This is a genomic window from Acidobacteriota bacterium, from assembly GCA_003225175.1.
Classification (GTDB): domain Bacteria; phylum Acidobacteriota; class Terriglobia; order Terriglobales; family Acidobacteriaceae; genus Gp1-AA112.
The window spans coordinates 1-14382 of sequence record QIBA01000053.1; the positions used below are offsets into that span (position 1 = coordinate 1).

Annotated in this window: 12 protein-coding genes; 6 read left to right on the forward strand and 6 right to left on the reverse strand. The window is 55.3% G+C overall.

The features are described 5' to 3' along the window. The 3 genes from DMG62_14775 to DMG62_14785 form a co-directional block, all read left to right on the forward strand. A partial coding sequence (locus tag DMG62_14775; protein ID PYY22124.1) for a hypothetical protein occupies nucleotides 1–827 on the forward strand: 827 nt, incomplete at its 5' end. Nucleotides 828–873: 46 nt separating this feature from the next. After that, nucleotides 874–1164, forward strand: coding sequence for a hypothetical protein (locus DMG62_14780; GenBank protein ID PYY22125.1), 291 nt, complete (start codon nucleotides 874–876; stop codon nucleotides 1162–1164). Between the two features lie 16 nt (nucleotides 1165–1180). Continuing rightward, the gene (locus DMG62_14785; GenBank protein PYY22126.1) at nucleotides 1181–1579 is read left to right on the forward strand and encodes a hypothetical protein; all 399 of its coding nucleotides are present in this window, start codon (nucleotides 1181–1183) and stop codon (nucleotides 1577–1579) included. A 635-nt stretch (nucleotides 1580–2214) separates the two neighbouring features. Here the strand turns inward: DMG62_14785 and DMG62_14790 are convergent. The 6 genes from DMG62_14790 to DMG62_14815 form a co-directional block, all read right to left on the reverse strand. Continuing rightward, a complete protein-coding gene (locus DMG62_14790; GenBank protein ID PYY22127.1) occupies nucleotides 2215–3063 on the reverse strand; it encodes a hypothetical protein in 849 nt (282 codons plus the stop codon). A 15-nt stretch (nucleotides 3064–3078) separates the two neighbouring features. Beyond that, entirely contained in the window at nucleotides 3079–4986 is a 1908-nt protein-coding gene (locus DMG62_14795) for a hypothetical protein (protein ID PYY22128.1), read from the reverse strand. Further along, entirely contained in the window at nucleotides 4983–5999 is a 1017-nt protein-coding gene (locus tag DMG62_14800; GenBank protein PYY22129.1) for a hypothetical protein, read from the reverse strand. Before DMG62_14800 ends, DMG62_14795 begins: the two co-directional genes overlap by 4 nt. Next, complete coding sequence (locus DMG62_14805) at nucleotides 6000–7037, reverse strand: hypothetical protein (protein PYY22130.1); 1038 nt, start codon at nucleotides 7035–7037, stop codon at nucleotides 6000–6002. Continuing rightward, a complete protein-coding gene (locus DMG62_14810; GenBank protein ID PYY22131.1) occupies nucleotides 7034–8293 on the reverse strand; it encodes a glycosyl transferase family 2 in 1260 nt (419 codons plus the stop codon). The genes DMG62_14805 and DMG62_14810 overlap by 4 nt, the downstream gene beginning before the upstream one ends. Before the next feature lie 137 nt (nucleotides 8294–8430). Beyond that, entirely contained in the window at nucleotides 8431–9621 is a 1191-nt protein-coding gene (locus DMG62_14815) for a UDP-N-acetylglucosamine 2-epimerase (non-hydrolyzing) (protein ID PYY22176.1), read from the reverse strand. A 297-nt stretch (nucleotides 9622–9918) separates the two neighbouring features. Between DMG62_14815 and DMG62_14820 the strand changes: the two genes are divergently transcribed. The 3 genes from DMG62_14820 to DMG62_14830 all read left to right on the forward strand — a co-directional run bounded on the left by DMG62_14820 (nucleotide 9919) and on the right by DMG62_14830 (nucleotide 14367). Then, nucleotides 9919–11055, forward strand: a complete 1137-nt coding sequence (locus tag DMG62_14820) for a hypothetical protein (GenBank protein PYY22132.1) — start codon at nucleotides 9919–9921, stop codon at nucleotides 11053–11055. Further along, nucleotides 11052–12755, forward strand: a complete 1704-nt coding sequence (locus DMG62_14825; protein PYY22133.1) for a hypothetical protein — start codon at nucleotides 11052–11054, stop codon at nucleotides 12753–12755. The genes DMG62_14820 and DMG62_14825 overlap by 4 nt, the downstream gene beginning before the upstream one ends. A gap of 193 nt (nucleotides 12756–12948) precedes the next feature. Further along, nucleotides 12949–14367 carry a hypothetical protein gene (locus DMG62_14830; GenBank protein ID PYY22134.1) on the forward strand — a complete coding sequence of 473 codons (1419 nt, stop codon included), beginning with the start codon at nucleotides 12949–12951 and terminating at the stop codon, nucleotides 14365–14367. The last annotated feature ends 15 nt before the right edge of the window (nucleotides 14368–14382 follow it).

Sequence of the window (14382 nt, forward strand, 5' to 3'; positions counted from 1 at the left end):
CCGATTACCTTTACGACGGAGCAGATGCTGTTGAGGAACTAGACGGTGTTGGAACGGTGGTCGCGCGATACTCGCAGGGGTTGAATATTGATGAACCGTTCGGTATGCAGAGGTCGGGGCTCACAAGCTTCTTCAACGGAGATGGTCTTGGTTCCGTCACGTCGCTGACGAACGCCACTGGATCACTAGCGCAGACTTACACGTTTGATTCGTTCGGCAAACAAACCGCCTCGGACGGCCTGCTCACTAATCCATTTCGTTTTACGGGACGGGACTTCGATTCAGAAACAGCATTGCTCTACCTGCGTGCCCGCTATTTAGACTCTGCGAATGGAAGATTCCTGAGAGAAGATCCTGTGTATATCTGGTCGAGAATCCCCAGCGAATTGAATGCCTACACCTACGCGCGGAATAGGCCTATCTCACTCGTTGACCCATTGGGGCAGGAAACAGGTGCAACGATGGTTCAGCTCTGGGGAACTCCGCCGAAGGTGAATCCTACCGGCAGCCTGAACCTGTACGGTCATTGGTGTGGTCCAGGTGGCTGGGGCACGGTTGTCGACGAATTAGATGGCTTCTGCAATGAGCACGACAATTGCTATAAGGTTGCTGGTGTCAGTTGGGAAAACAATGTTGGCAAGCCGCTATCACCCTCGCAAACCTGTGCACTCAAGCAATGTGACGCTGCTTTATGCGGTCACCTGTTCGCCTACCGGCCTACAACGCGGTACCAGCGCATTCTTGTCCCTGCAATGGAAGTGTTTTTCGAATGTATCCCAGGATACGGTAAACATGAATTCATCAAACAAATCTTTAGTAGCTTCTAGCACGATCGCGGTCGGAATAGTTGCGGCGCTCTGGAACTTCAGTCGCATGTTTTCTGCGTGGGTTGTGGCGCCGCAAAAAGAGGTCGTTGGATCTCACATAATGTTCCTTTTCACGGGAGTCGTGCCGATTATTGGCGTAACGGCTGGCATATTCCGAAAACGATGGGGTGCTTGGACTCTCCTCTTGGCTCCAATATTTTCGTCAGTCGGATTTCTGTTTCTCAAAGATCTCGACACTGGCTTTCTTGTCTACTTTGTTGCGGTCTACTACATCCCAATATTATTGTCCGGCTTAGGATTCTTGTACTTAACTCGGAAATCCGCAGTTGCAGCATAAATAGAATGCGCGGTCTTTGAAAACGACAAGTGTGCTGGCGCAAACGACACACCGCGGAGGCCGGCGTACTTCGGTAACGGACCAGAATGGGAAGCAGACGACGTATGCTTACGACGACGCTGACCGGCTCACGTCGGTCACCGACGCGGCCCACCACGTGACCCAGTACGCCTACGACGAGAAAGCAACCTCACTAGCATCACCTTTCCCAACAACCACGCGACCAGAACCGGCTTCGCCCATCGGCTATCTGCGCCGATCAGCCGCAACACTGGCGTCTGCAAATCGCGATTTAACGTCAGATTTCGTTGCGGGAGGGCCAGCTCATGCCTATAGAAGGGGCATAAAGAGGATGGAATTGTGGATGATCCAGACGTGCAGCATGTACTGGAAGGGCAGAAAGATGACCAGATAAGCCATTGTGCCCAGCGTGAGTCCTACCTTTTGCGGCAGTCGAAAGCCGAATAGGAAGTAGCTGAAGCCCAGAATCAGGGGTAGCAGCGTGATGAAAATGGTCCCGAAATGGAGCATTCCGACGGTGTAGCTGGGCAGGTCGTGGGGAAATTTTGCGGCGGCAAAGAGAAAATAAGCGAGCGCTGTGCCCTGAATGATGACCAGAAAGCGCAGTAAATAGACGAATGGAAGATGTTCTTCGGAGATTCCGAAGGTGATCCAGAGGACCAATAGCGTCACTGCGGCGGTGGTCCACCAGGTAAGAGCGCCGGGTGCACCGGCGGAAATCAGCACGGTTGGCACGGAAAAATGAATTGGACCCCAGACCTGAGGGGCGCGTGCAACGGATCCTTCAAGCCCCAAAACGCCGTGCCAAAAACGGAAAACGTGGAACCAGAGCTCTCCAACGTAGCGTAATGAGCACAACCAGGCGGCGGTAATCGCTAAAACCAACGACGAAATCACGCAAAAATCGCGCGCAGTGAAGCGCAAACGTGCGAATGCGCGATGCGGAGTAATGATTCCGCCGCGCCAACCGCGCCGTCGAATATCGAAAAGCTGCGCCTCCGTGAGCGCCGAGGATGTGGTTGCGCTCATTTAGAAGTCCACGAAGAGGCCTACGGTGCCTCCGTTGCGGCGGAAGAACGGCGTGTTTTCGTGATTAAAGATGATGTTCACGCCCCATCCTGGACCTATCCACTGACGCCAGGAGCCGGAATACTGGCGGAATGCGAAATCCTGGAGCGCGGTTTGTGGGCCTACAATGAGGTATCCTTCGCGTCCCAATTCGGCACGGACAGTGATGTAGTGCTCTTTTTCGTGTCCTTGAGTGATGGCTAAGTACTCGGAAAAGTCGAGTAAGTTGCCGGGATTCGCCTTAACAAAGTTCACTCCACCCTGCGCGGTGATCGCCCATTTGGTGTAGTAAGTGAAGGCGGGACCATAACGATAGTCGTGATTTACCTGCTTGGACTTGTCGTACCCGAACACTCCGGTAAGCACTAGCTGCTTATTACTCAGAAATTTGCGGCTAATGCTGCTGTCTATACGCAGTTTTGGAAGAAAGAATCCGCCTACGCTGGTGCCGGCATGCACATCTGCGAACCAGTTTTCGGAGATATCGCGCACCAGCCCGGCGCCGTAATACCATCCAGTATCGCCGTAACGATTCAGCCTCGAGGCTTCGCCGTTCAGCGTGTTCCTGCCTCCGGAAGCGACAATGCGCACATAAGCGTCACGCCAGGGAACATACGGACGGGGATACATGTCGCTGTATCCCCCGCCAAACTCAATGTAACCGGGTCCATCGAGGGTGGATCGGATGCCTCCCAATCCGGGAACGCTGGCCCCCTGCGCCGCAGGAGTACCCGTATCCTGCGCCATGAGTGCCGAAAAAGGAAGCAGGCACAGGCTAATCGTGAGGATAAAGATCGTTTTTACAGTCATGCGAAGCCCCAAGTCTCAGTATCCCGCCTGAGGATTCGTATTGCCCGTCTGCCGTTCGCTGATTGAAATGCTTAGATTCCTGCAATTCTTCGCAGCCACGATCCAATAACCATCCTGATCGTGAATGTCTGCTGAGCCTTTTGTGACGCGTGGCTCGCCGTATGTCGAATCGGGAAAAATCCACGCTTCGTGTTCCAGCGTGCGTGGGTGAGCCGCCGAGAGCACAGAATTCCTGCCTCGATGCTGGATGGACCACGCAACCTCCTGGCGCTGGTTCAGGAAATTCGCGATCTGCGACATGGTGTACCAGCGAAAGCGTCCGTCGCTCGCGAGCTCGCGCGTGTGCTGAAACCAGGTTTGCAACGTTTCTATGTAGCGCGTTGCGCCGAGTGGATGTGAGTAAACGAGCCGAACCTCGTGCTCGCGGGAGGTAAAATCCGCCACGTTCACCAGCCAATTTTGGACAGCGGCCTCGGAGACCGATCCCATGTGCATCTCCTCCAGGCTGGCTTCAGTTCCAAAATGGAGAATGGGGAATGCCCAGATCTTCTCTCCATCGCGTCCGTTATCGCGATAAACCCGGGTTGGACCCATTCCCGAATCGCCGGCAAAGTAATAAGCAACGACGTTGTGCTTCTCTAACCAGCGCGTAACCCACGCCGGTTGGTTCCCGAGTGGCGCGGAATATTCGTGTACCGCACGCCCAGCGCTCTCTTCAATGGTCTTTTTGTTGAGCTCCAGATACTGCTCGAATGAGTCCTGGTTGGAATCGGAGAGGTTTCGTCCGAAATAGTTGTGAATCCAACCGCCGTGACTGCCCACTTCATCGCCATGATCAATCAGGAACTGTACCCATGAGCGTGCTTCTCCATTTGTCTGCAGGTCGAGACCTTTCCCATCATGAAACTCGTCGACATCCGGACCGGCAGTGAAATCGGCAGAGAATGGCCCATTATCGAAGATTCCGGCCTTGCGCAGCATCGCCAACGGCTTGAGGGCGGAGGCCGCATCGATGTGCCAGTTCATCACAACGCCACCAATTCCATCGGGAACGTTCGCCAGGTGCGGCATGTGCAGCATGTCTTCCGCAAAGTAGTGAAGGAACGAATGCAGCAACATTCCGTCTGTGCGCGTGGTGAGATATCCCAGCGGCAGGTTCACGAAGAGCACTCGTCCGGCGCCATGCTCTTTCTCGCCGGCGACCAGGCCGTTGCTTGTCTGTAACAGCGTCTTACCCTGATATTCGCCAGCTGTCTGGAAGCTTGGATACTCAAGTTCTCCGTACAGATATCCCACGAGAACCTGGCGATCATCCACCGAATGCGATCCAATGTGCATGGCTACGCGCTTTAGAGGCGAAGACTGTCGCCGCTCTTTGAGAGCAGCGTAAGCTCCGGGAGGGATCCCAAGATCTTCCATAGCCTTCGTGCTGCCCCACACGTTTCCGGAGACAATGCTGTTAGTGCCAAAACGGTCGTAGAGCGCATAATCAACACCGGCCAGATCTGACAGTCGTGAACTTCGTGTCGAGTAACGGTCACGCAGATCCCAGGTGCAGGCGTCATACACCAGCATCAGGTCCCCGCCCTTTTCGACATAACTGTGCAGGGCTCCAACCAGCGCATCGTTGGCTTCTCGATGGATTTGATCGGGAACGATCAACCCGGCGGCTTTCATCTGGAACATCGGATCAAGCAACGCCGAATCCCGCACTACCTGCAGATGAAATCCTTCTTCCTCGGCAGCATCGAGCCAGACCTGTACCTGAATGTCCCTGTCGTTTACCGAATCGGGAAGCAAAAGAAAAATCGTGTCTGCAGAGCCGGGTGCGACTGCCTGGTTGCGATACACGACAGCCGCCGTGCACGTGAGGAGCACCATGGCGACTGCGATCGTGAGCTTGGGCTTGAACATGGCCGTCATGGAGCGCTGGTCACCTCAGAACAGGCACTGGGATTTGACTTCTCTGCCTCTTGCAAATGCGCTTGCACGGCCTGGAACGCGGATTCTTCGAGCACGTTCCAATTCGTGCTGTACCGCAACGGCTCCGAGCGTGAGAGCCAGCAGGCGGCGCTGGCATCGTCATGAAACTTCAGCGCGGCCATAGCCACCAGCCCCCACGGATGCGGATCAACTTTCTTGTCGAGCCACTCGCTGGCGTAGCGATTTCTCCATCGATCCCACGCTTCCCGAGATTGCACATCAGACTCCATCGGGAGATCGGCCAGCCAGGGATATACCTGGGCGACAACATCCGGATAGAACGCTGATCTGCTCTTCTGGATAGATGGTCGAAACCACTCCGCGTGTTTGTTCCAGAACACCCGCTTGATATTTAAATTGAGCTTCTCTGCTTCCGCGTGTGTTTTGTCCGCGTCCGCTGCGTTACCGAAGCGTTGCTGCGCCCGCGCGATCGCCCTCAGCGCGGAGTAAACCTCGATGTTGTCCATGAAGAGAGCTACATGGTTGCTACCGGAGATATGGTAGACGCCGAGGCGGCTATTCCTAAGACGATCCAAACTCTCGCGGGCCTTGCGAACGCTCTGCTGCCAGTCTGCTGGAATTCCCGAATCCGGAGCGTTCGTATAAAGAAGTTGTAACCAAAGTGAGAGCATGGAGTCGTCGGCATCTGCTGCAGCGCAGAGCTTCCAATCGCTGCCGGGCTTACGGCAGTAGCGGCCAAAGCCGCCGTGCTTGTCCTGTCGGGGAAGCAGCCACTCGATCCACTGCCGAACCGGCTGGCGCACATCGAGTTCTGCTTCCTGCGCCAGCAGCAAAGCTTTGGTGGCGAAGTATGGCTCGATGTAGTCGCCATGATGGTGCAGCGAGATTGCACCATCCGGCAGCTGATAGCCGTTAGGATTGAACTCTCGCGCCGTGGTGCTTGAGCACAGAGCGAGTGAAGTAACGAACAACAGCAGGATTGTGCCGCGCATTCAGTCTCCCACGCGGCCTTCGACTTGTGCCCAAACTGTGCCGTGAAGCACTGCGCCAGGAGCAAGATGAATGACGGGAGCGCTGACTGTCGTGGGCGTTCCGGGGAGTCCAATCTGTACGCCGGAAGCAATGACTACTTCGCGTTCGGCGATGATTGGTCCTTTCACAAAGCATCCAGTGGAGATGTGAATCCGCTTCGTGCTCACCACACTGCCGTGGACCTCAGCTCGCCCTTTCAAGATGACTTCGCCGTTGGCTTTGACGCTTCCGAACACAGATGCGCCCTCCTCGACGTCAACGCTTCCAGTGGCTACGACGTCTCCGCGATGCTGATCAGGGATGTGCATCGCGCCACGAATGCGCGTGCGTCCCAGACCGCTCTGCGCCAGCCTTGCGTATGCGGCGTATTCTTCTCTCACGCTGAGCGTTGCTGCTTCCTTTGAGCTGTAGATCACTGGAGCGTAAACGCGTTCAAAGCTGCATCCGGGGGAGAGGGTGAGCGATTTGGTGGAAGATGCGCGCCCATACAATCTGCAGTTTCTGCCGACATGCAGAGCTGATTCAGCATGAATCCAGCGCAGAATCTGCGTCTCATCACCTAAAACTATTTCGTCGTCGCTAAGTAGAGCGCGAAAGATGCTCCGCGTTCCACCCCGGACGTTTCCACGAGAATAGAAATCCCCGATGGAGTGATATTCAAGTGGGAGTTCTACAGGTCCAGCACACACGACGGGTGTGGTCGTGTGTTGTGGAGCGGTCCAGCCTCCCGATTTGCCAACTAAAAGCACCTGACCAAATGGGGAGTCGACAAACTGACTCTTGCCCTGCTGTGCACATTGATCCAGCAGCGCTTGCAGGGGTATACAGCGACTCCGGAGTGATGACGCGAAACTGGAGATCCTGCCATCGTCTTTGCGGGTGATGAGTGGACCGGCGTCGCGCTTGTGCATCAATTCGCGGAGAGCAGGTGCGAGCGGCACCATGAGCAGGGCGCCGGTGGAAGTCGCCAGTGCGAGAGGAGCGAGGACCGAAATCACGCAGACTTCTCCAATACGACCGGCGCCACACGCGAGCGCTCCGTTTTATGCCATACCATCTCTTGTCCGCGAATAGAGGCAGCGAATTGCTGCCACGCCGCCCGCGAAACGCAGATTGCGCTTACGGTGAATCCGAGAAAAGTGAGTGGCAATAGCTGAATACGCGCTCGTGATCCATCAAGCCGAGCGGCTGCCGCAATCTCGAAGAATGCCGCGAAGTTTCCCAATGTGGTAAATGCTGCCAGACCGAGCACTGCAATGCTTCCGCCGACTGGAGCGCCCAGATAGAAGAGGACAATTGCCAACAGCCAGCCCAGCAGTAACACTGGAGCCATCATGTACACGCCCAGGAGTAGCAGGCCATCAAGTCGTTCCCACCAACTTACGTTACGACTGCGCAGCAAGGCAGCGGAGTAGCCGACCATCGCCTGGTTGTGTCCTTTAGCCCAACGCATGATCTGGCGCACGCGAACCGGCCATCGTTCCGGCACTTCTTCGTAGCACTCAGCGCGGTTTTCGTAGACCGTTTTCCAACCCGCGAGCAGCATTCGATAGGTGAGATCGGTGTCTTCGGCGAGGGTGTTCTCATTCCATCCGCCGATCTCATCGAGGGCCGACTTGCGAATGCCTGCCACGGTTCCGCCGTATTGAGGAACGAAGTGCAGGTTCATGCGCGCCTGTTGATCCACTTGATATCCGCCGGAGCGTTCCAGATCAAGAATTCGCGTCAGCAATTTCTTTCCGACATTCAGCGGCACTACTCGCCCCATGACGCTTCCCACTTCGGGATCAAAGAAGGGTGCTACCAATTGTCTGATCAGCGCCTTGCCGGGAACGTAGTCGGCGTCGAATACGAGCATGATCTCCGTATTTACATACGCCATTGCGTCTTTGAGAGCTGCGGCCTTGCCGGGCTTTCCGCCGCTTCGGTGGAAGGGGGTAATGCGTCCGGGATAGCGGACCACGTAGCTGTCGATGATTTCTCGAGTGCCGTCGATGGAACGATCGTTCACCGGCACAATCGCAAGTTTGTCTGCCGGATAATCCACTTCCAGCAGCGCGGAAAGAATGTCGGCAACGACGGCTTCTTCGTTGTGTGCGGCGATTAATACAGTGACTGGAGGCCAGTCGGCGGTATCAACATCGACATACGGATGACGTTGTTGACCAATGAGTCGGTTGACCGTAAAGCAGTAGTGCCGGATCGTGTAAATACAGATCAGCACGACAACTGCTGTGAATAGCTCCAGTAACATCTTCCCTCCCGGGTGGCTCCGTGGACGTCGTGTCAGAAGCCATCGGTCGGGCAAACTTGATGAACGCGCATGCTAAGGCCCATAACCCAATGAGTTCGTCGCTTTGATTTTTCTGCTGCTTCAACTTTCGATGCGGCTCAACTTGCAACTGTGACGATCTGCTCCCTGATTGCATTTTCAAACTGTTCCGACGCGTCCAGCACCGGCCTCACTCCATTCAGCCAGCGCGAGAGACTCTGGACGATTCGCGCCGAAGCTCGTCCATCTCCGTATGGATTCTGCCCTTCGGACATCGTGCGATAGACAACGCTGCTTCCGAGAATGTCACTGGCTTCTCTCACGATAGCTTCGCGTGATGTGCCGACCAGGCGCGCCAGCCCCATCATGGAGGCTTCCGGTCGCTCCGTTACTCTTCTGAGGACAAGCACCGGTTTGCCGAAGGTTGGCGCCTCTTCCTGCACGCCTCCGGAGTCAGTCAGCACCATGTAGCAGCGGCGCAGTAACGATAAGAATCCGAAATAATCGACCGGGTCGATCAGATGAACACGATCCAGATTTCCCAATCGAGACATCACTGTGTTGCGAACATTGGGATTTAAGTGCACGGGATAGACCGCACGCACGTCGGGAAAGGCGTCGATCAGATCGCGAATCGCGTCGCAAACGTTTTCGAGTTCCGTCCCCCAGGATTCACGACGATGAGAAGTGATGAGTAATAAACGGGAGCCGTCATGGGGAACGCCGGCGGGCAGCTCCTGATCTGCCATCTTCATCTCGACCAGCATTTTCACTGCATCGACCACGGTGTTTCCAGTGGTCACGATCGTCGATGGAGCGACTCCCTCAGCCAGGAGATTGTCGCGTGCGATTGAAGTTGGAGCGAGGTGAAGAGAGGTTACGACGCCAGCGAGTCGGCGGTTCGATTCCTCGGGAAATGGATTCATCATGTCGCGACTGCGCAAGCCGGCTTCTACATGCGCGACCGGGATTTTGCGATGGAATGCTGCCAATCCAGCAGCCATCGCGGTTGTCGTATCTCCCTGGACCACGAGGCAGTCAACTGGGTTTACTGCCAGCACAGAATCCATTGCCTGGAGCACGCGACAGGTAAGGCCATTCAGCGTCTGGTTTGCCTGCATCAGGTCGAGGTCAATGGCCGGCTTGATCCCGAAGACCTGCATCACTTGATCGAGCATGGAGCGATGTTGCGCCGTGGAAATGAGATAAGGTTTGAATTCTTTAGAATGCCGCTTCAACTCTGCGATGACTGGAGCGAGTTTGATGGCCTCAGGCCGGGTGCCAAATACCACTCCCACTTGTAACGGCATGTTAACCATTAGCTAAATAGTCACTCGACTGAGTAGAGTCTGGAGCGGAAGCTCTGGTTGCCCTTCAAATCAGTGCTTCTACAACACTTAAATTTTGTTCTGCATGAATTCACACGAAAGTCGACACCGCGAGCAACACGGCTCTTAACGAATTCATCACTACCACGGTGAGCTGCACAAGCAGAGACTCTGCTTCACGATTCAGGAATAAAGAAGAGGAAGAACAGAAACGGATCAAGAGGCCAGGATCGTTTCCGCAGAGTGTGCGACCGAGATGCTGGCAAAAGTTCAGGAGCTATGTTGAGGCGCACTAACACACAACCTCTTCACGAAGACGCGTCGGATCTCCGCTTCCGGCGTTTAGCAACGCTTCACGAAATTCCGCAGACGAGGGCACGAAAGAGCTCGTCCGCTGTCCCAACTTTTACAGAAGTAAGCGCGCCCAGGCAATGGAACCGGTGGGGCGCAAGCAGCCTCATTCATTTTGCGGCGCTCATCGTTCTTATTCGGATTGCGGCCTGGCTACCGAAAGAAACCATGAAGCTCATGGCTCCGACTCACGAAAACGTGACGCTGATTGCTCCCACGCTCGAGAAACCGGAAATCATCAAGCCGGTACCGCCGCCGCCTCCGAAGGTTCTCGCGCAACTACGCGAAGAACCCAAGCTGCCTGCGCCGGCACCGAAAGAAGTTCCCAAAATGGAAGCGCCGATTGTGAAGCCGATGCCGGCGCCGGAACTACCGAAGGTTGCGGAGAACACACCACCTCCTGTTCTGCCCAAACCGCCAGTGCCCCAAAAGAAAGTCACGGAAGGGCTGTTCGATTCCGGCAGCTCGGCGAAACCCACTATTAAGGCTGCGGTGCGCGACGTGCAGACCGGCGGATTTGGCGATCCCAATGGCGTTCCTGGCAAGTCCGACAAGGATCGAAAACTTACGGTCGCGTCGGTCGGGAGCTTCGATCTTCCAACTGGACCCGGAAACGGAAACGGCGCGGGCGGTGCACACGGGAAGCAAGGCGTGATCGCCAGCGCTGGATTTGGAGACGGAATGGCGGGCGCAGGTTCCGGCGATCGGAATCCGCACGGAGCCGTAAACACGGGTGGATTCGGAGATGCCACTACCGCTCAGGCTCCGGCAAAGCGAGCGCCTCGAGCGGTAGACGCGACGCCAGTAGAAATTCTTTCGAAACCTCGTCCCCTTTACACCGCCGAAGCGCGGCAACAGCGCATTGAAGGAGAAGTTCTTCTCGACGTAATGTTCGCCGCTTCCGGCGACATTCGCGTCTTGCGGGTAGTGCGAGGTCTCGGACATGGCTTGGACGAAGCAGCGCAGCGCGCGGCAACACAGATCCGTTTCAATCCCGCAAAGAAGGATGGCCGGCCAACTGATTCTGATGCCGTGGTCCACATTGTCTTTGCGTTAGCAGAATGAAGTTTCCCATCTGGAGGAGTTACATGTCGGTCGCACGGAAAGTCTGGGTTCTCAGCGCAGCAGTGCTGACGGCCTCACTCGCCATGGCAGCGGATAGTTCTACTCCGCAGCCGGCGGCGAACTCACGGCAGCAAGCCGTTATCAACAGCATTTTCTACCAGGAAGCAAAACTCGTAGAGAACATGCACAAGTACACGCCGCTGGTGGAGACCTACATCCAGAACATGAAGCCAGACGATGAGTTAGGCGAGGTGCCGACCAGCGACAAGTACTTCCTCGGCCGTCTGGTCCTCGATAAGCGCGGCATCAATGACCTGAGTTACGACAAGAAGAAAGCCGGGATGTTCTCGCGGGTGCTCGATCGCCTTGATAGCTTTTACAAGATGACCTATCTGCCTGAAGGATTCATGCAGCTTGTCTTTCTTAGCCATGGATTCACTGCGCAGAACTATGACCTGAAATATCTGCGGCAGGAATTTCTTGGCGATGTGCGCACGCTCGTCTTCGACGTTGTTCCTCACAAGAAGATCAAGGGAACGCACTTTGTAGGACGAATCTGGGTCGAAGACCAGCAGCACAACATCGTCCGCATGAACGGAACCTATGAGCCGCAGCGTAGCGGCAACTTTTACTTCCATTTCGATAGCTGGCGCATGAACATGCAGCCAGGATTATGGCTACCTGCCCTCGTCTACACCGAAGACTCCGATGTGAAATATGACCTCATCCGCAAGATCAGCATGAAGGGTCAAACGCGACTTTGGGGATACGATCTGAAGCACTCCGGCCGGCAGACTGAATTTACCGATCTGCAGGTAGAAGAGAACGGTCAGGAAGTAAGCGATAAGAGTGGCTCCAGCGCGAATGAAATGAGCCCGATTGAGAGTCGCCATAAATGGCAGCGCGAAGCCGAAGACAATGTACTCGATCGCATGGAGCGGGCAGGCGTATTAGCGCCTCCGGGTGAGGTCACAAAGGTTCTTGAAACGGTGGTCAACAACCTCGAGATCACGAACAACCTCAATATTCAACCCGAGGTTCGATGCCGAGTTCTGTTGACCACACCGTTGGAATCGTTCACGGTTGGAAACACTATCGTTATGAGTCGCGGTCTGCTCGATGTGCTGCCAGACGAAGCTTCGCTCGCCATGATGCTTTCGCATGAGCTGGCGCACATCTCGCTTGGCCATTCTGTGAATACGAAATACGCCTTCAGCGATCGCATGATCTTTCCCGACGAGCAGGTAATGCAGAAGATTGGCATGCGGCGCAACGATTCTGACGAGGATGCCGCCGATAAGAAAGCCGTCGAGCTACTCAAGAGTTCTCCATACCGGGACAAGCTGTCCAATGCCGGACTGTTTCTCAAGGCGCTGCAGTCGAGATCGCACGAGCTGACTTGGCTGATTAGTCCTAATTTTGGAAACAGGATGGCGAAGGGCAGCGATATTCTCAGAATGGAGCCGCTCATTCAATCAGCTCCAGAGCTCAAGACAAGCGACGTTCGACAACTCGCTGCGCTCCCACTAGGCAGCCGAATCAAACTCGATCCCTGGGATGATCACGTGAACCTGAAGCGCAGCAAGCCCGAGACAGTCTTGTCCGCCCGCGAGAAGTTACCGTTCGAAGTCACACCGATGATTCCCAATCTGATGCGCGCCGGCGAAGCCAGAGGGAATGAGGTGGCTGAGAAGCGCTGAATTCTCAATGCAACGGAGCGCGCGAATGCCCGGGCGCGCTCCGTTCCCTATGAAGAGCAACCGTCGATACAGCTAGAATCCAGCTACTCCGGATTCCTCACGCAGAGACTGAGAGCTGCGCAACTCCGTCCAGTCGTGTCTTCATCACAACCTAAACGACGTTTCGATCGGCTACTTCGAGCAAAGGTGATCAATGGTACTGGCTCGTCTGAAAACATTTTGGCATTTTGCCGTAATTACTCTTGCCTGCTGCTGTCTGGTTGGGTGCTTAGCGCTGGCAGGATCAAAGAGCTCAGGAGGCAATAACACCGGCGGTGGCACTAGCGGCGGTAGTGTTGGAGGCGCTCCTCCGGTTGCCGGTACGCCCGGTCCGAATAACGGAGCTACCGGCGATCTCAGCGCGATTAACCACATCGTTTTCATGTCCCAGGAGAATCGTTCGTTCGATTCCTATTTCGGACACATGAACGAATATCGCGCCTCGCTGGGACTTCCTCAAGACGTGGACGGCTTGCCTGCGAACGCCTCAAATCCTGCATTCGATGGAACGATTATTAACGCTTTTCATCTTCAGACGATGTGCGTGGAGAACACCAGCGCCGACTGGGCTACGAGCCATATCAACTTCAATCGCTTTAACGAAACCTCAGACACACCGACCATGGATGGTTTCGTCGTGCAGGCGGGAGCTGCGGCGATGGGGCAGGGAAGCAAGGATACAGTCGGCGTTCGCGCCATGGGGTATTACACCTCCGCCGATCTCCCTTATTACTACTTCATGGCCTCGCAGTTTGCGACCTCCGATCGCTGGTTTGCTCCCGCGCCCACCGAGACGGAAGCTAATCGACTGTACCTGGTGGCCGCAACTTCGGTTGGGCACGTCCACAGGCCGACAATGCAAGTGAGCGCAAAGACGATCTTCGATCTCCTCGATACCAAGAACATCTCGTACAAGATCTACTACATGGATCCGCATCTGGATACTGAGCTGGACGACTTCTCCGGTTTCATGGCCACGCACCAAAACAAGTTCGCGCCCTTGTCGCAGTACTACACCGATTTACAGAACGGAACGTTACCTCAGGTTTCCTATATTGAACCTGGATTTACGGACGGGAATGATGAGCATCCGGGACTCGGCAACGATATTCAGATCGGAGCCGCTGAGACGGCGAAGATCATCAGTGCACTGATGGCAAGCAGTGCGTGGAAGGACTCGGCCTTCATTCTCGTCTACGATGAGGGCGGAGGATTCTATGATCATGTGCCCCCGCCAACTACTGTTCCTTCACCGGACGGCATTCCGCCGCAGGACCTGATTGCGACGAATCCTCCTGACCCAAAGGGAGATTTCACGCGATACGGTTTCCGAGTCCCAATGATGGTGGTTTCGCCGTTCACGAAGAAGCATTACGTCTCTCATACCGTCACAGACAGTACAGCCGTTTTGAAGATGATTGAAGCGCGCTTCGGTCTGCCGAATTTGAACAAGCGCGATGCATCGGGAATGGATATGAGCGAATTCTTTGATTTTCAAGGCAAGCCATGGACAACTCCGCCAAACCCGCCGGCTCAGCCGACGAATGGGCCTTGCTATGATGCCCTGCCGTGAGCGGAACGAAAGTAG